The organism is Micromonospora sp. ATLC20, assembly GCF_057196585.1.
In genome coordinates this window covers 1-16,294 of the sequence record NZ_JBXUOV010000012.1, presented here as the reverse complement: position 1 = coordinate 16,294, position 16,294 = coordinate 1, and the positions used below count along the sequence as shown (strand labels likewise).

The 16,294-nt window shown below is 71.1% G+C and carries 17 protein-coding genes and 1 pseudogene; 6 read left to right on the top strand and 12 right to left on the bottom strand.

The genetic code is table 11. The features are described from left to right. Positions 1 to 59 precede the first annotated feature (59 nt). From AC2CHG_RS04920 to AC2CHG_RS04870, 11 genes and pseudogenes are all read right to left on the bottom strand, one after another. Positions 60 to 2,024: a right-handed parallel beta-helix repeat-containing protein gene (locus tag AC2CHG_RS04920; protein ID WP_194799880.1), complete on the bottom strand. Its 1,965-nt coding sequence runs from the start codon at positions 2,022 to 2,024 to the stop codon at positions 60 to 62. 57 nt (positions 2,025 to 2,081) lie between these two features. Next, positions 2,082 to 3,740 carry a CocE/NonD family hydrolase gene (locus AC2CHG_RS04915; protein ID WP_194799879.1) on the bottom strand — a complete coding sequence of 553 codons (1,659 nt, stop codon included), beginning with the start codon at positions 3,738 to 3,740 and terminating at the stop codon, positions 2,082 to 2,084. A gap of 3 nt (positions 3,741 to 3,743) precedes the next feature. Further along, positions 3,744 to 4,613 (bottom strand): carbohydrate ABC transporter permease, encoded by an 870-nt coding sequence (locus tag AC2CHG_RS04910; protein ID WP_194799878.1) that lies wholly within the window; start codon positions 4,611 to 4,613, stop codon positions 3,744 to 3,746. Beyond that, a complete protein-coding gene (locus AC2CHG_RS04905) occupies positions 4,610 to 5,563 on the bottom strand; it encodes a carbohydrate ABC transporter permease (RefSeq protein WP_194800120.1) in 954 nt (317 codons plus the stop codon). Before AC2CHG_RS04905 ends, AC2CHG_RS04910 begins: the two co-directional genes overlap by 4 nt. A gap of 71 nt (positions 5,564 to 5,634) precedes the next feature. Next, positions 5,635 to 6,894 carry an ABC transporter substrate-binding protein gene (locus AC2CHG_RS04900; protein WP_484524227.1) on the bottom strand — a complete coding sequence of 420 codons (1,260 nt, stop codon included), beginning with the start codon at positions 6,892 to 6,894 and terminating at the stop codon, positions 5,635 to 5,637. 432 nt (positions 6,895 to 7,326) lie between these two features. Further along, positions 7,327 to 7,623 (bottom strand): hypothetical protein, encoded by a 297-nt coding sequence (locus AC2CHG_RS04895; protein ID WP_484524226.1) that lies wholly within the window; start codon positions 7,621 to 7,623, stop codon positions 7,327 to 7,329. Between the two features lie 99 nt (positions 7,624 to 7,722). Next, a complete protein-coding gene (locus AC2CHG_RS04890; RefSeq protein ID WP_262014186.1) occupies positions 7,723 to 8,019 on the bottom strand; it encodes a hypothetical protein in 297 nt (98 codons plus the stop codon). Positions 8,020 to 8,051: 32 nt separating this feature from the next. Further along, positions 8,052 to 8,324 (bottom strand): hypothetical protein, encoded by a 273-nt coding sequence (locus AC2CHG_RS04885; RefSeq protein ID WP_484524225.1) that lies wholly within the window; start codon positions 8,322 to 8,324, stop codon positions 8,052 to 8,054. Then, a complete protein-coding gene (locus AC2CHG_RS04880) occupies positions 8,324 to 8,470 on the bottom strand; it encodes a hypothetical protein (RefSeq protein ID WP_484524224.1) in 147 nt (48 codons plus the stop codon). Before AC2CHG_RS04880 ends, AC2CHG_RS04885 begins: the two co-directional genes overlap by 1 nt. A gap of 912 nt (positions 8,471 to 9,382) precedes the next feature. Continuing rightward, positions 9,383 to 9,706: pseudogene (locus tag AC2CHG_RS04875) on the bottom strand (FAD-dependent oxidoreductase); the annotation flags it as partial. Between the two features lie 74 nt (positions 9,707 to 9,780). Then, a complete protein-coding gene (locus AC2CHG_RS04870) occupies positions 9,781 to 10,107 on the bottom strand; it encodes an ArsR/SmtB family transcription factor (RefSeq protein ID WP_370585014.1) in 327 nt (108 codons plus the stop codon). A 171-nt stretch (positions 10,108 to 10,278) separates the two neighbouring features. Between AC2CHG_RS04870 and AC2CHG_RS04865 the strand changes: the two genes are divergently transcribed. The 4 genes from AC2CHG_RS04865 (at position 10,279) to AC2CHG_RS04850 (ending at position 12,756) form a co-directional block, all read left to right on the top strand. Next, positions 10,279 to 10,662: an ArsR/SmtB family transcription factor gene (locus AC2CHG_RS04865; protein WP_262014996.1), complete on the top strand. Its 384-nt coding sequence runs from the start codon at positions 10,279 to 10,281 to the stop codon at positions 10,660 to 10,662. Between the two features lie 84 nt (positions 10,663 to 10,746). Continuing rightward, on the top strand, positions 10,747 to 11,832 hold the full coding sequence (gene arsB, locus AC2CHG_RS04860; protein ID WP_262014997.1) for an ACR3 family arsenite efflux transporter: 1,086 nt from the start codon (positions 10,747 to 10,749) through the stop codon (positions 11,830 to 11,832). A gap of 58 nt (positions 11,833 to 11,890) precedes the next feature. Beyond that, positions 11,891 to 12,298 (top strand): arsenate reductase ArsC, encoded by a 408-nt coding sequence (locus tag AC2CHG_RS04855; RefSeq protein WP_262014998.1) that lies wholly within the window; start codon positions 11,891 to 11,893, stop codon positions 12,296 to 12,298. A 95-nt stretch (positions 12,299 to 12,393) separates the two neighbouring features. Beyond that, on the top strand, positions 12,394 to 12,756 hold the full coding sequence (locus tag AC2CHG_RS04850; RefSeq protein WP_135240741.1) for an ArsR/SmtB family transcription factor: 363 nt from the start codon (positions 12,394 to 12,396) through the stop codon (positions 12,754 to 12,756). 61 nt (positions 12,757 to 12,817) lie between these two features. Here AC2CHG_RS04850 and AC2CHG_RS04845 read toward each other — a convergent pair whose 3' ends face one another. Then, on the bottom strand, positions 12,818 to 14,125 hold the full coding sequence (locus tag AC2CHG_RS04845) for an FAD-binding oxidoreductase (RefSeq protein ID WP_484524223.1): 1,308 nt from the start codon (positions 14,123 to 14,125) through the stop codon (positions 12,818 to 12,820). A 46-nt stretch (positions 14,126 to 14,171) separates the two neighbouring features. On the opposite strand from AC2CHG_RS04845, the gene pdxR reads away from it, so the two are divergent. Next, positions 14,172 to 15,644, top strand: coding sequence for a MocR-like pyridoxine biosynthesis transcription factor PdxR (pdxR, locus tag AC2CHG_RS04840; RefSeq protein ID WP_484524222.1), 1,473 nt, complete (start codon positions 14,172 to 14,174; stop codon positions 15,642 to 15,644). Between the two features lie 28 nt (positions 15,645 to 15,672). Beyond that, on the top strand, positions 15,673 to 16,294 hold a 622-nt coding region (locus AC2CHG_RS04835), incomplete at its 3' end, for a pyridoxamine 5'-phosphate oxidase family protein (RefSeq protein ID WP_484524221.1).

The following is a 16,294-nucleotide window of genomic DNA, read 5'->3' as shown; positions in this document are numbered from 1 at the left end:
ACGGGGACGGTGGCGCCGGTCGGCGCCACCGTCCCCGTCGCGCACGCGCGGGTCCGCCGTCAGAACACGCGTGTACGGCGTGGACCGGACGCGAGGCCCGCGATCGGGCCGACGGCGCCGTCCCGCCCGGGTTGCCGGGGCTCGCCCGTGAGGTCGACGTCCATCACGGCGGGGCTGCCGTCCGGCTCCTCGAACTCCGCGTCGGCGCACCGGACCCGTTCCAGGTCCCGGCCGGTGACCACACCGATGCGGGCCTCGTCGAACGCCTGCGGGAGGTCGGTGACGAGCCAGACCGCGTCGCCCTCGTCCACGACTGCCGCCGACGCGGCGCCCAGCACCAGTGGCTCGTGCTCACCCTCGAACGGCCGGGCCCCGGCGGCGTAGGCGTTCGCGCGGGCGTACACCGGTTGTCTCACCTCGACGTACTTCTGCTGGTCGCTCGGCGGCTGGTCGGCGAGGCGGGCCAGGTACTCGGCGAACGACGCCGGATGCCCGTCGTATCCGGCGGTGCCGGCCAGCGGCGGCCCTTCGCCCTCCGCGCCCGCACCGTAGGCCGCGCCCGGGTCGCCGCCCAGGAAGAGGTTCCCCACGTACCTGTCGTCGCCGCCGTAGATCACCGCGTAGCCGGCCACCTGGGTGCTGTGCGGCAGGTGGTACGGCGTCGCGCGGTCCAGCACCGGCTCCAGCCGCACGGTGCCGCAGATCAGGTTGCAGACGAAGGCACCGCCCTGGCTGAACAGCTCCAGCGCGGCGGGCGAGCCGAAGATGTTGTGCTCGACCAGGTAGGGGCCGTGGCTGACCTCGACGAAGAGGTCCCGGGAGTTGTCGTGGTAGACGTTGCGGGAGAGCCGGGTGCCCTGTGCCTGCCAGTCCAGCCAGGTGCCGAGCGAGCAGTCGTGGATCCGGTTGTGCCGGATCACCACGTCGATGGCGGCGTGCAGCTTGATGCCGGCGATCTCGTACCCGTAGAACTCGCGCTTCACGCCGATGCGGTGGATGTGGTTGTCCTCGATGGTGGAGAACGCGCATCCCAGGTGACCCACTATCGCGTTCTGGCCGCAGTCGTAGATCGTGTTGCGGCGGATCACGTGCGAGCCGATGTGCTCCCGGTCCCACCCGATCCGGCGGGCCGCGAAGACCGACTCCACCTGGTACTGGTAGCCCGGCTTGTCACCGCGCAGAGCCGAGAAGTTCCGCCCGGTCGACCCCTCCTTCCCGATCGAGATCGCCGCGCACTTGGCGTCGTGGATCACGTTGTCCTCGATGACCCATCCCTTCGCCCAGCCCGGCCCGATCAGTCCCGGCTGGTCGGCGGTCGGCGGCGCCCACGGGCTGGCCGCGTGCGCCAGCTCGAAGCCACGGACGGTGATGTGGTCCAGGTGCGGCTGGTCCGGGTAGAAGACGCTGCGGCGTACGTTGATCTCGACGAGTTCCGCGTTCGGGTCGGCACCCTGGAAGTTGGCCCAGATCGTCGTCCGCTCACCGACCTCGGCGTACCAGACGAGCCGGGTCCGGTCGGGATCGCCTACCGGACGGGGCAGCCTGGTCCAGTCGTCGACGACCTCGATGCGCCGGGGCGGATCGTCGACCTCCGCCCGGCTCCCCACCTCGAAGAAGCTCAGGCCGTTCAGGTAGACGTCGCCGAGGTGCCGCCGTGGCGCACCCGGGCGGTAGACGATCCAGTCGCCGGTCACCTCCTCGGCGAACGGGTTGAACGAGCCGAACACGGCGTTGTCGACGACCGCCCGCCACACGGTCCCGCCGAGCGGCTCCCAGCCGGTGACGCGTTCCGATCCCTTGATCACCACGTGCTCGCCGGGCGCCGCCTCGTAGGTGATGCGGCGGGAGTCGCTGAGACCGCCGTGGCGTGGCTTCACCCACTCGCGGTACTCCCCCGCGTGCACCACCACCGTGTCACCGGGCTGCGCTACGCCCGCCGCCCGGTTGATCGTCCGGAAGGGCCGCTCGGCGCAGCCGTCGGCGCGATCCGAACCGGTGATCGCCACATGGAACACGGATGCCATCCGGGGAGCCTCCTCGTCGACTGATGGAGATGTCTTCGGCGGCGCGTCCGCGCCCGTTCACGTCCATACCGGCAGGTCGATCGCGGACGGGTGGGCGCCGCCGTGGGAGATCTCCTGCTGCGCCCGTACGGTGGTGGTCGCGGTGGCGGCGGGTTCGCCGGTGCCGGGGTTGCGGGCGTAGCGCGGATGCGCTCCGGAGCTGACCTGCACGGCGATGCGGTGGCCGGCGGCGAAGCGGTGGAACGCCGGCCACAGCGGCACGTCCAACTCGACGAAACCGTCCTCACGAGGTCGCGGGTCGGTGGCCGCGGTGCCGACGCCGCCGATGCGGCGGATGCCGTCGCACACGCTCATCGAGCGGCCGTCGGGGTGCACGTCGCAGATCCGGACGAACACGTCCGCGCCGGCCGCCGTCGAGCGGAACCGGACCCGAGCGATCGGCTCCCCGGCGAGGACGACGGCGTGATCCAGCGGTGGACTGCCGAAGACGACCACGTCGCTACGGCGTTCGTGGGCGCTGTTGTCGACCGGCCCGCAGGACGGGCCCAGGCCGGGGCCACCGACCGCGGGTGTGGGCCGGTCGGGATCGTAGGTGTAGCGGGTGCCGCCGCCGTCGGGGACGGCCGGGTCGAGCAGTCCGGACCGGTGCAGGTACCACCGCCGCACGGCGGTGCCCGGCGGCGGCCACGCGGGCAGGTCGTGCCACTGGTCCGCGCCGGTCAGGAAGGCGCGCACGGGCGCGGGCCGGGCCGCCGGTACGCCGGCGAAGTGTTCCTTGAGGAACGCGATCGACTCGGCGAGGAACGGGCTCTGATCGCTGCGGTGGCCCCACGGGCCGATGGTCAGCCGGGGCGGGCGACCGGCCGCGACCAGTTGGGCGTAGGTGCGCAGCTGCCAGGGGAGGAACAGGTCGTACCAGCCGGTGGCCATGTAGACGGGCGCTGTCACGTCGGGCACCGACGCGGTGTGCGACTGCCGGGTCCAGTAGTCGTCGGTGAGCTGCTCGTGCGTCAACCAGTCCTGGTACCAGCCGATCGGGTGGCCCGCCACGGTGGAGTCGCCGCGCGACAGCGGCAGGACGTCGAACGCTTCGGCCAGCTTCCGGTCCGGCCGCCGCGCGAGCCGCGCCCGGACCAGGGCGCCGCGCATGCCCCGCAGGGCCATCAGACGCGACCAGCCGAGCGAGCCGCCCAGCGAGAAGGCGCCATTGGTCCAGGTGACCGCGCCGAAGTCGGCCATCGTCACGTTCAGGCACAGGGCGTCAGGGGCGTTGGCGGGGTCGTCCCGGCACATCCGTCCCGCCACCGCCCACTGGGTGTAGCCGAGGTAGCTCTCGCCGTACGTCGCGACGGTGCCGGTGAACCAGTGCTGGCGGCGTACCCACCGGTGGGTGGCCATGCCGTCACGCTGCTCGTCGAGCTGGGGGCGGAAGCTGCCACCCGAGCCACCGGTACCGCGGCAGCTCTGCACCAGCACCGTGAACCCCTCGCCGGCCAGCGCCGGCGCGTCTGTGAGCGAGCCGTGCCGGCCGTACGGCGAGCGGACGACGATCGTGGGCAGCGGCGGTTCCACCGGGCCGGCGGGCAGGTAGAGGTCGGCGACCAGCTCGACGCCGTCGTCCATCGGCACCCGCAGCCCGCGCCGCACCGTGACGGGGTACGGGCTGCGGCGGGCACTCCGGAGCCGGCCGGTCAGTCGGCGGCGGAGGCTCGTCATCCCTCACCCCTTGAACGCGCCTTCCATGATCCCCTGCACCAGACGGCGCCCGACGAAGACGAACAGCACCAGCAGCGGAATGGTGGCCAGGAAGGAACCGGACATGGCCAGGCCCAGATCGATGTCCCGGTTCTGCTGCAGTGCCTTGATGGCGATCTGGACGGTGTAGTTCTCCGGCGACTTCAACACGATGAACGGCCACAGGAAGTCGTTCCACGCGTAGACGAACGTGAACAGCCCCAGCACGTACGCCGCCGGGCGGACCAACGGGAAGGCGATCCGCCAGAAGATCTGCCAGGTGGTCGCGCCGTCCACCCGCGCCGCCTGCATCAGCTCGTCGTCGATGGTGCTGCCGATGTGCTGGCGCATCCAGAAGATGCCGAACGCGCTGACCAGCCCGGGAACGATCACCGCCTGGAGGCTGTCCACCCAGTCCAACTGGGAGATGATCAGGTACTGCGGCACCACTGCCAGCTGCGCCGGCACCGTCATGGTCAGCACGACGATGAGGAACAGCGTGTTACGGCCCGGGAAGGACAGCTTGGCGAAGGCGAAGCCGGCCAGCGCGCAGAGCACCGCCTGACCCACGGCGATCGTGCCGGCGACGATGAGGCTGTTCAGCAGGGACTGCACGAACGGCACGATGGTGAAGACCAGCTCGGCCAGGTGCAGGAAGTTGCCGCCGGGTGTGAGGGTCGGAGGCAGAGTCGTCGCGGTGGCGGAGTCCGTCGTCGCCACCACGAACATCCAGTAGAGCGGGAAGACGCTGGCGAGCGCCATGAGGGTCAGCAGCGCGTACACCGGGATCGGGACGCGGTTGGCCTGGCGCCGCCGGGCCCGCCGGGGCGCGGCGGTCGGGGGTACGGGCTTCATGGGCGCTCCGAACGGATGCGGGTGGTCAGCAGGTAGTTGAGTCCGGAGAACACCACCACGATGACGAAGAGCGCGACGCCGACCGCCGCGCCGTAGCCGAAGTGGAACTGCCCGAAGGACTGCTCGTAGAGGTAGAGGGTGACGGTCTGGCACTGCCGTGCCGCCCCGCACGTGAGGCCGCCGACCGGGTTGGCCAGCAGCGGCTCGGTGAAGACCTGCAGCCCGCCGATGGTCGACGTCACGACGGTGAACGCGATGATCGGCCGCAACGACGGGATGCTGATGTGCAGGAACTGCTTCCAGCCGTTCGCGCCGTCGGCGGCGGCGGCCTCGTACAGTTCCCGCGGCACCGCCTGCAGCGCGGCGAGGTACAGCAGTGTGTTGTATCCGGTCCAGCGCCAGGCGATCATCGTGGCGATCATGATGTGACTGCCCCACAGCGACGCCGTGAAGTCGATGTGCTCGAAGCCCAGCAGTCCCAGGAACCAATTGATCATGCCGTAGTCCCTGTCGAACATCTGGGCGAAGACGATCGTCGTGGCCGCCACCGAGGTGACGTAGGGAACGAGCACCGACATCCGGAACAGGGCGGCCAGCCGCAGCCGCGCGTGGTTGAGCAGGTGCGCCAGGCCGAGCGCCAGGAGCAACTGCGGCACCGTCGACAGCACCCAGATGCTGAACGTGTTCCGCAGCGCCCCCCAGAAACGGGGGTCGTCCAGCAGTTCGGAGAAGTTGTCCAGCCCCACGAAACGGTGCTCACCGATCGGATCCCAGTCGAACAGCGAGATGTAGAAGGTGAACAGCAGCGGGAAGAGGCCGAAGATCAAAAAGAGCACGAAGAACGGCGAGATGTACGCGTACGGCGCCAGGAACTCCCGTACGCCCTGCTGGATCCGCCTGTTGCGAGCGGGCCTCCGGACGTCCGGTGGTGCCGGGGCCGGGCCGAGCATGGTGGTCAAAGCGTCACCCTCCCGATGGGCGGCGGCCGGGCGGTACCCGGCCGCCGCGCATCAGCCCTCGGTCATTCGCGTACGGCGTTCTTGACGTTCGTCAGCGCGGTGTCCCAGGCCTTCGCCGGGTCCACCTTGCCCTGCTCGACACTGGTGAGCGTGTTGAGGAACTCGGTGCCGATGGGGCCGTCCTGCGGACCGAAGTAGAAGGGCTTGATTCCCAGCACCGACTGGGTGTAGATCTTGCCAATCGGTGCGTTGCTGAAGAACGGGTCGGTCTTCCCGACCAGCTGCGGGTCCGTGTAGACCGACGGGGTGGTGGGCAGCGACCCCTGCATCAGGAAGTGGTCCAGCTGCCCCTTCGGCGACTGCATCTCGGAGATGTAGTTCCACGCCGCCTTCGCGTTCTTGGCGCGCTTGGGGATGGCGAGGAAGCTGCCGCCCCAGTTCCCCGAGCCACCGGGGATGGTGGCGATGTCCCACTTCCCGTTCGTCTCGGGGGCGTTCGTCTTCATCTGGCTGAGCATCCACGACGGTGAGCACACCACCGCGTAGTCGCCCTTCTTCATCGCCGCGGTCCAGCCGGACGAGAACGACCCCTGCTTGGCGGAGATGCCCGCACCGAAGGCCTTCAGCGTCACGTCGAACGCCGCCTTGACCTGCTCGTTGTCGTAGTCCAGCTGGCGGTCGGCGCTGTAGTAGCGCTGACTGCCCTGGTTGACCGCCTGAAAGAAGACGCTGGTCGGCGTGTTGTCCACGAACGGCTTGCCGGTCTTCTGGACGTACGTCTTGCCGACGTTTATGAACTCGTCCCACGTCGGCCAGAGCTTGGAGACCGACTCCCGGTCGGTGGGCAGGCCGGCCGCCTTGAACAGATCCGTACGGTAGGCCACCGCCAAGCCGCCGACGTCGGTCGGCACACCGATGATCTTGCCGTCCTTCGTCGTCGACTGCGCCATCACCCAGTCGAGATAGTTGCCCTTGATGTCGTTCGCGCCCAGCGTGGCGAGATCGACGAAGTTGTCCGGAGACTGCATGAACTTCGGCAGGTCGTCGGCCTGGATCAGCACCAGGTCAGGCACCTTCCCACCGGCCAGCGCGGCGGTGAGCGCCTGCGCGGTCTCGGTCGTGCTGCCCACCTCGGTGAGCTTGATGCGCACGTCGGGGTGCGCCTTGGTGTAGACGTCGACGTCGGCCTTCTGGTTGATGTTGGCGAACGACCAGAACTCGAAGGTCTTCGAGTCGGACTTACCGTCTGATCCGCCACAGCCGGCGAGGAGGAGCACGACGGCGGCCATGACGGCTGTGGTGGTGGTCCGGACGCGTTTCAACGGCCCTCCAGCGGTGTGATCGTGAGCGGCGGTGGTGGGGTGGCGGCGACGAACCAGGGCGACGGCCTGTCCACAGCGCGGGCACGCCGGCAGGCCGGTCGTCGCCTCGTCGTCGGTCAGCTCGACGTCTCCGAAAATTATCGAGATATTTGCATGTCACGATCTCGTGCGCTGAGGCTACTAAGTGCCCCGACATCCGTCAACAGGGCTGCTGCCAGCAAGATCGCATGACGACAGGGCGGATTCCCGATCGGCACAGCGCCGAAAGTTTCGGGGCAGGCGGCACGAATCTGCGCGAAGGATGTCACCGGCGGCTCGCTCGTTCACGTCCCGACACGGCCCGGCAACGGTCGCCGGGGCCGCCTCGGGCCGGGCCCCGGCCGACGAGGCGCGTGCCGGGGTTCGGGGCGAGTAGCACGGCCGCCGGATGCTCTACCCGCCGGAGGCATCACCCCGGCCGGCCTCCTTGAAACGTGCCAGCAGCGGCCAAACAGGGGTGAAATCGTCGTCCTGCCAACCCGGTGCAAGCGCTCGGCTGACATTGATGTACACCGGCCCGTAGGACGTGTTCAGCCGCCAGTTGTCCCACTGGTCCAGGTCGTGCTCAGCAAACCGCGTCACCAAGCGGAACATGGTTGCCACTTCGGCGTCGGTGAGCGGGCCTCCCGGATGTTCTCCCATCTCGGCAGAGTGCCATCGGTGGGTCGACAGCACCAAGCCGACGCCCACGCACCTCGATCCTGGTCCGGACGACGATCCGATCACCGACCCGACGCCGGGCCGCGGTCGGGCAGCCCTTCACCCCGGGCCGCAGCGCCTCGGACCGGCCTATGCCGCCATCCGCACCGGCAGCAGCACCAGCACGACGGTGGCGGCGACGGCGAGCACGACCCGGGCGGTCCGGAGGCCCCGCCACCAGGGGAGCACCCAGAGCAGCAACCAGATGCCGCCGGAAATCGCCACATGAAGGCCGGCCACACCGAGGATCGTCTCCTCGCACAGGTTGTACGGCTTGCTCTCTGCGCACAGCGCCGGCGTCCCGTTGTTCTCGGCCGCGAAAGTCGCCAGTACGCCGGCGACGCAGGCGAGTACCGGCGCGGCCACGAGGGTGAACAGCGGTGTCACCAACCACCCGGCGAGGTCCCGGCTACGGTCCACTAGCCGCCCCACTGGCAGAGGGCGACCCGCGGGCGCCCGGACTGGTCGAGGACCTTGCCGTCGAACGATCCCGCAGGACATGCGGTCACCTGCAGCGCCAGGTCGACGTTCGGCCGGAGCACGCCGGTCTCGCTCCCGGCGGCGAGGAGCAGCACCCGCACGCCGGGCGGCCGGACCGGCACGTCGACCTCGCGACCGATGGTCGCCGGGTCGATGGCGCCGCCGTCGGCGAGGTGGATGACAGCTGCGGCGTTACCTGTCGGCGGGGCCATCAGCAGCAGGTGATCGGCGTGGCGACGGCTTCCGCCTGTGCCGGGGCGACCGCGAGCAGCACGAAAGCGCCGACAACGAGAACGACGGCAATGGCCGAGTGCTGCGGAACGGCGAACCTCCGGTTGTGCTGGTCGCTGATTGCCACAGAGCGAGTATGCATGATGAGCGCGACATCGATGTCCCGTGAGGACGCAAGCGGTCAGCTCCCCTACCCTCGCCCTCGGCGACCTCCGAATCCGGGACGCCGGCGCCGGACGCTTGGACCCGTTCCTGCGCGACATCGCCAAGGGCCGCCCCTCAGCCGCCAGAGGCGTGGGAGCCGTGCTCAATCAGGTGTTCGCTTCGGCCGTACGCCGCGACGCCATCCCCCACCAGCCGGTGGTCGGGGCGGCGACTCACGTCCTCATCGACGAGAGTCGGATCCCTGACCACGTTCCGCTGGTCAAGGCTTCTCCTTGCCGGGACGGCCGGATTCGAACCGACGACCCCTTGACCCCCCGGAAATCGCAAGGCGGTCCGGTGCTGATCGCACCGCTGGTCGGCGGTCTGACGGTGTTCACTGTGGTTCCGATTGGTGTGGCCGGTTGCTGTACTTCGCTGCGGCAATCCTTCAGCTGTTCTCACCTTCAGTAGCGCTGCCCTTAACGAGCGCTCTCGAGCACACCGCTTCAGGAGCAGCCAGCCAAGCGAGTTCTGCTGCGGTGCCGATTCACACACACACAGCGGTTGGTGCCAGTGTGCGATCCAGTTCGTCGGCGTTCTTCCCGGCGTCGCGGAGGCTGACGGGTGCCAGGCGAGCACACGCAGGCAGGCTTTTCGGCCGCTACGAGCAGCTCGCACCAGTTCGGGTGCCGACGTGTAGAGCGCTGTCCTGAAGGAGCGTCTTTGTGGGCCAGGCCGGCCGACGGACTCCAGGGCTCTAGAGATCATCGGGCAACCAGTGTGGATCGAGGCTCTTGCCGTGGCCTTGAGGGCAGGTTCCGTAGCCAGTGCTGGAGACGCTCCAGTGCTGATAGCAGAACGAGGCGTCGCATTGACCGCAGAATCCGGCATCGTCGTAGCGCACGTGGGGCTTGAGCTGCGGCAGCTCCGCGAGAGGCTGGAGGTAGTCGGTGACCAGCTCTGCGCCGGTGGGCAGGACGTCATCGGCCGGGGCGACCCAGCCGGCGTCGTCGAGCAGCCGGCGGGCGGCCGGGTCGACGTTGTACCGCCACGGGGAGAACAGTCGTACGTGCCCCCACTGCCGCACGGCCGCGCCGGCGGTGTCACCGGCCTCCAGGACGAGGAAGGGCAGGTCACGCTCGCGCAGGTGGGCGGCGGCGGCCAGACCCACCGGGCCCGCGCCGATCACCACGACGGGCGACTCGTCCAGGACACTCATCGGGAACTCCTCTGTATTGGCGATTGTCGAATCAGTCAGGTGCGGTGACACCACGTCGCGCCACCGGGTGGCCGTCAGCAGACTCCGACCGGATCGGGCGCCGGGCGACCCATGACGACGTCGGCGGCGGACGGGAAGCAGCCGACACAGGCGTCGTTGATGCGATAGTGGCGTGCGGTGCCGACCGGCTCGACGAGCACGAACCGCACCTCGGTGAGGATCTTCAGGTGCTGGGAGACGGTGGACTGGGCGAGCCCGACCGCGGCGACGAGTTCCCCCACGCTCATCGGCCGGGCGTGGCGGGCCAGGTACTCCACGATCTGCACCCGCGTCGGGTCCGCGAGCGCCCGGAACCACGAGGCGTAGGTCTGCGCGGTGTCGCGGTCGAGGAGGTCGCCCACCACCACTCCTTCAATCGTTTATCGCCGATTGGCGATGAAGTCTAGCAGGCGCCGGAGCCGGCGATCGCCGGACGGGCCCCGCCTGACGACGCCCTCTCCGGCGGCACCCTGTCTTGATGTCGGTCTAAACAGAGACTTGCACGCTGATTAGATAGATGTCAACCTAGAGACATGCCGAAGCAACAGGCGCCGATCCCCCTCGTCGACCTCAGCGCCGACGCGCCGTGCTGCCCCCCGCTGGCGCAGCGCCGGGTCCCGGCCGAGACGGCGGCGGTGCTCGCGCCCGCGTTCAAGGCCCTCGGCGATCCGGTACGGCTGCAGCTGATGTCGATGATCGCCTCCGCCGAGGGCGGCGAGGTGTGCGTGTGCGACCTGACGCCGGCGTTCGACCTGACCGGGCCGACGATCTCCCACCATCTCAAGACGCTGCGCGAGGCGGGCCTGGTGGACGCCGAGCGGCGGGGCACCTGGGTCTACTACCGCGCGCGGCCGCAGATCCTGCGCCAGCTCGCCGGCCTGCTGTCGATCGAGCCGGCCGCGGCGGCGCAGCGGTAGGCCGCACGCCACACCCCCGCGGGAAGGCGGTCCGATCACCGCCGAGCCCCGTTGCCGCCACACCGACACCCCACTGGAGCGTCCATGAGCACCGCCACCAGAGCCGACCATGCCCCGCCGGTGGTGGCACGCCTGTCGCGCCTCGACCGGTTCCTGCCGGTCTGGATCGGCCTGGCCATGGTCGCCGGTCTGCTGCTCGGCCGGATCGTCCCCGGCCTGGACGACGCTCTCGGCGCCGTCGAGGTCGGTGGCATCTCCCTGCCCATCGCCCTCGGCCTGCTGATCATGATGTATCCGGTCCTGGCCAAGGTCCGCTACGACCGCCTCGACACCGTCACCGGTGACCGGCGCCTCCTGGTCTCGTCGCTGGTCCTCAACTGGATCGTCGGTCCCGCCGTCATGTTCGCCCTGGCCTGGGTGTTCCTGGCCGACCAGCCGGAGTACCGCACCGGTCTGATCATCGTCGGCCTGGCCCGCTGCATCGCGATGGTGATCATCTGGAACGACCTGGCCTGCGGCGACCGGGAGGCAGCGGCGGTCCTCGTCGCCGTCAACTCGGTGTTCCAGGTCGTCGCCTTCGGCCTGCTCGGCTGGTTCTACCTGTCGGTGCTGCCGGGCTGGCTGGGTCTGGACGGCGCGGCGCTGGAGGTCTCCGGCTGGGACATCGCCGGTAACGTACTCGTCTTCCTCGGCATCCCCCTGCTCGCCGGCTACCTCTCCCGCCGCCTCGGCGAGCGCACCAGGGGCCGCGACTGGTACGAGCGGCGGTTCCTGCCCAGGGTCGGGCCCGTCGCCCTGTACGGACTGCTGTTCACCATCGTCGTGCTGTTCGCCCTGCAGGGCGAGGCCATCACCGACCGGCCGGCCGACGTGGCCCGCATCGCTCTGCCGCTGCTGGCCTACTTCGCCCTCATGTGGGCCGGCTCCTACCTGCTCGGCCGGGCCATCGGCCTCAACTACGAACGCACCACCACCCTGGCGTTCACCGCGGCGGGCAACAACTTCGAACTGGCCATCGCGGTCGCGATCGGCACCTTCGGGATCGCCTCCGGCCAGGCCCTCGCCGGTGTCGTCGGCCCGCTGATCGAGGTCCCGGTCCTCGTCGGCCTGGTCTACGTGTCGCTGTGGGCCCGCGCCCGCCTGTTCCCCGCGCCGGGCACCCGGCCGTGAGACGCCCCGACCGCGCTGCGGCACGCCGCGCGGCAACCACCCGTATCAGGGAGACCCGATGAGCGACAAGCCCAGCGTCCTGTTCGTCTGCGTGCACAACGCCGGCCGTTCCCAGATGGCCGCCGGGTGGCTGCGCCACCTCGCCGGCGACACCGTCGAGGTGCGCTCCGCCGGCAGCGCGCCAGCCGGCCAGGTCAACCCGGCCGCCGTCGAGGCCATGCGGGAGGTCGGTATCGACATCACCGGCCAGACCCCCAAGCTCCTGGAGTACGAGACGGCGGAGTCCTCGGACGTCATCGTCACCATGGGCTGCGGTGACGCCTGCCCCGTCTTCCCGGGCAAGCGGTACGAGGACTGGAAGCTCGACGACCCCGCGGGCAAGGGCGTCGACGCGGTACGCCCCATCCGGGACGAGATCCGCACCCGGGTGGAACGGCTGCTCGCCGAACTGCACCCCACCGCCTGACACCCGCCCTCCCGGTCGACACCGTAGTGGTAACCGACGATGATCCGGTCCTGATTGCACCGGCGGGCGGCCGCCGTTGGTGCGACGATGCAAGCGTGGGAACTGCGAAGACTGCCACCCCTGCCATCTCGCCGCTCACCGGCGAGCCGATCAAGCGTGCCGACGCCGAACGCCTCGCGGGCGTCCTGAAGGCGTTGGCCGACCCGGCCCGGCTGCGCCTGCTCAGCCTGATCCAGTCCGCGCCGGAGGGCGAGGCGTCCGTCAGCGACCTCACCGCGCCGCTCGGTCTCTCCCAGCCGACCGTCAGCCATCACCTCCGGATCCTCACCGAGGCCGGCCTGATCGAGCGGGAGAAGCGGGGTGTGTGGGCGTACTACCGCCTGGTGCCGTCCGCGATCTCGGCGATCGCCGAGTTGCTGACGCCGCCTCGTAAACGACCGACGAAGAAGGTCCGCTGAGCAGGTCACCACCGGGTTGCCGCGTGCACCCGCCGACCTGCCACGGTCGCGCCCCGGAGCCTCAACCGGCCACCGGGAAGTTGGACCGGACGAGGCCGTCCGGGTCGTGGCGGCGCTTGACCGCCCCCAGCCGGGTCAGGACGGCGGGGGTGAACGCGTCCGCCGCCGTCTCGTCCGGGTTGAGGAAGGTCACCGGCTTGCGCCCGCTGACCGGCAGGGCGGCGGCCAGGGCCCGCTGCCGCGCCGTGACCGCCGCCGGGTCGGTGGCGAGACCGAACAGGTAGAGCGCGTACGGCTCGGTGAGCGGGCCGTGCGGGCTGTCGGAGTCCCGGGCGAGGGCGCCACCGAGGTGCCGGAGCTGGACGCTGAGCAGCGGGGCGATCGGGTCGGCCAGCAGCGCCCCGGCCGCGTCGTCGTCGAGGCGGGTCAGCAGTTCGGCGCGGGAGATACCGGGGCTGGGGTCGGTGGGTTCGGCCGTGATGCCGCCGAGTTCGGTGACCTGCATGTTCCGCCTGCTGTCGGAGATCGGCTGGGTCAACCGGTCCAGCGGTGCGAGCAGGTCCCGCGCCGCAGCCCCGGCGCCGAGGTAGGTGACGTCGAGGGCGACCATCGGATCGGCGCCGGGGAAGTGCAGCAGGTCCATCCAGACGGTCAGCTCCTCGGGTGCCGTGGCGGTGATCCGCCGGAACGCCCGCAGCACGTCCGGCGCGTGCGCCGCCGCCCACAGCATGCGTCCGCCGTACAGGTCCGGCGCGGGGTGCAGCGCGAGTTCGAGGGCGGTGACGATCGCGAAGTCACCACCGCCGCCGCGCAGCGCCCAGAACAGGTCGGGGGCGGTCTCGGCGGTGACGCGCCGGTGCCGCGCCTCGGCGTCCACGACGTCGAACGCGGTGACCGCGTCGGACACCCAGCCGTACGCGCGGCCGAACCAGCTCAGTCCGCCGCCGAGCGCCACCCCGGTCACGCTGACCACGGGGGAGCTGCCGGGCAGCCCGGTGAGCCCGTACGACGCGGCGGCGGCCTGGAGCAGGCCGGACGGCACACCGGCGCCGACCCGTGCCCGCCGGGCGACCGGGTCGATCTCCACGGTGTCCAGACGGCCGGTCCGCAGCAGGATCGCGCCGTCGGCGCGGCCGGTGGCGCCGTGCCCGTTGGGCTGCACGGCGATGCTCAGCCCGGCCGAACGGGCGTACCGGACGAGCGCGGCGACGTCGTCCGCGTCGGCGGCCTCGACCACCGCCGCCGGTGACTGCGCGACGGCCAGGTTCCAGGCCCGGCCGGCCACCTCGAACCCTTCGTCGCCCGGCAGCAGGACCCGGCCCCGGACGGTGGAGCGAAGCGGGTGCGGAGCATTCATGAGCGTGTCCATGAGCCCACACTAGGAGCGGAAAAGACCCCGATTAGGGTGCATTCGCATGATGGATTCGTGGGCCAATCCGGCGCGGCGGCTCGGCAGCGACCTGCATCTGGAGCTGTCCGGCGCCGGCGGCCGCCGGTCCGCGCTCACCCGCGCGCTGCGCGACGCCGTCCGGGACGGGAGACTGGCGGCCGGCACCCTCCTGCCGCCGTACCGGTCCCTCGCCGCCGACCTCGGCCTGGCCCGCAACACCGTCGCCGCCGCGTACGCCGAACTGGTGGCCGAGGGATGGCTCGTCGCCCGGCAGGGGTCCGGTACGCGAGTGGCGCCGCACGCCGAGCCCGCCCGGGTCGCCCGCGTCCCGAGGCAGATGCCCGCGCGTCCGGCCCCGGCCGTGCACCATCTGCGGCAGGGGCAGCCGGATGCCGCCTCCTTCCCGCGCGCCGCGTGGCTGGCGTCCGCGCGCCGCGCCCTGACCGCCGCGCCGAACGAGGCGTTCGGGCCGGGCGATCCGCAGGGCCGCCCGGAGCTGCGCCGGGCGCTGGCCGGGTACCTGGCGCGGGCGCGGGGCGTCCGGACCACCCCGGACCGGATCGTGGTGTGTTCCGGTGTCGCGCACGCGCTGCGCCTGCTCTACGGCGGCCGGGTTCTGCGCGGCCCGCTGGCGGTGGAGTCCTACGGGCTCGCGTTCCACCGCGCGGTGCTGGCGGCGGCAGGCGTCCGTACCGCCCCGCTCACGCTCGACGCGGACGGCGCCCGCACCGAGGAGCTGACCGGCCTCGCGGGGGTACGGGCGGCGCTGCTCACGCCCGCGCACCAGTTCCCCACCGGCGGGCCGCTGCATCCCCGGCGACGCCTCGCCGCGCTGGGGTGGGCGGAGGGCCGGGACGGGCTGGTGCTGGAGGACGACTACGACGGCGAGTTCCGGTACGACCGGGATCCGGTGGGGGCGGTGCAGGGCTTGGCCCCGGAGCGCGTCGTCTACCTGGGCTCGGTGAGCAAGAGCCTCTCCCCCGCGCTGCGTCTGGGCTGGATGGTGCTGCCCGAGCGGCTCGTCGGCCCGGTGCTGGACGCCAAGGGTGAACGGGAGGCGTGGGCGGGCGTGACGGACCAGCTCACCCTCGCCGATTTCCTCGACTCCGGACGGTACGACCGGCACGTGCGCCGAATGCGCCAGCGGTACCGCGCCCGGCGCGACCGTCTCGTCGCCACGCTCGCCGCCCACGCCCCGCACGTCACGCCGACCGGCGTCGCCGCCGGGCTGCACGCCGTGCTGCGCCTGCCCGCCGGGACCGAGCGCCAGGTGGTGGAGGCCGCCGCCGGACGGTCGATCGCGCTCGACGGGCTGGCCGGTTTCCGCCACCCGGACGCCACCATGCCCGCCCTCGACGGCCTCGTGGTCGGCTACGCGACGCCGCCCGAGCACGCGTACGCAGCCGCGCTGGAGGCGCTGTGCCGGATCCTTCCCCCGGCCCCCTCCCCCGCTCGGTCCGGTGGGCCGGCCCTTGAGGACCGCGGCCGGAGCCGGTAGAAACGGCGGGGCCGACAGGAGATCAGTCATGACCGATACCGACGGGCGGTTGTCCGCGACGCCGCGTACCACCCTGCGCCGGATGAAGGAGAAGGGGCGCCGCGACCGCGCCGCCCTGTTCGACGTGCTCCGGGCCGCCTCCGTCTGCCATCTCGGCGTGCTCGTCGACGGCGGACCGATGGTGGTGCCGACCGTCTACGGCTTCGACGACAGGCACCTCTACCTGCACGGCTCGGTGGCCAGCCGGAGCCTCACCACCGACGCCGAGGTCTGCGTGACGGTCACCGTGGTCGACGGGCTGGTCCTGGCGCGCTCGGTGTTCGAGCACGGGATCAACTACCGCAGCGCGATGATCTACGGCCGGCCCCGGTGGGTGACCGACGCCGAGGAGAAGGTGTACGGCCTGCGGCTGCTGACCGAGCACGTCGCCCCCGGCCAGTGGGACCACGCCCGCCGGCCGAACCGGCGGGAACTGGCGGCCACCGCGCTGCTGGCGCTTCCGCTGGCCGAGGCGTCGGTCAAGACGCGCAGCGGACCGCCGGACGACGGCGACAGCCCGGACGCCGCCCTCGGCCTCTGGGCCGGCGAACTTCCGCTTGTCGCGCGCTGGGAGCAGCCGGTGACCGACCCGGCGGTGGCCGCCCGAGCGG

Bases quoted from the DNA above. Each gene is read 5' to 3' on its own strand.
- AC2CHG_RS04920 (WP_194799880.1), bottom strand. From the start codon at position 2,024: ATGGCATCCGTGTTCCATGTGGCGATCACCGGTTCGGATCGCGCCGAC.
- AC2CHG_RS04915 (WP_194799879.1), bottom strand. From the start codon at position 3,740: ATGACGAGCCTCCGCCGCCGACTGACCGGCCGGCTCCGGAGTGCCCGC.
- AC2CHG_RS04910 (WP_194799878.1), bottom strand. From the start codon at position 4,613: ATGAAGCCCGTACCCCCGACCGCCGCGCCCCGGCGGGCCCGGCGGCGC.
- AC2CHG_RS04905 (WP_194800120.1), bottom strand. From the start codon at position 5,563: ATGCTCGGCCCGGCCCCGGCACCACCGGACGTCCGGAGGCCCGCTCGC.
- AC2CHG_RS04885 (WP_484524225.1), bottom strand. From the start codon at position 8,324: ATGGCCCCGCCGACAGGTAACGCCGCAGCTGTCATCCACCTCGCCGAC.
- AC2CHG_RS04865 (WP_262014996.1), top strand. From the start codon at position 10,279: ATGCCGAAGCAACAGGCGCCGATCCCCCTCGTCGACCTCAGCGCCGAC.
- arsB (WP_262014997.1), top strand. From the start codon at position 10,747: ATGAGCACCGCCACCAGAGCCGACCATGCCCCGCCGGTGGTGGCACGC.
- AC2CHG_RS04855 (WP_262014998.1), top strand. From the start codon at position 11,891: ATGAGCGACAAGCCCAGCGTCCTGTTCGTCTGCGTGCACAACGCCGGC.
- AC2CHG_RS04845 (WP_484524223.1), bottom strand. From the start codon at position 14,125: ATGGACACGCTCATGAATGCTCCGCACCCGCTTCGCTCCACCGTCCGG.
- pdxR (WP_484524222.1), top strand. From the start codon at position 14,172: ATGATGGATTCGTGGGCCAATCCGGCGCGGCGGCTCGGCAGCGACCTG.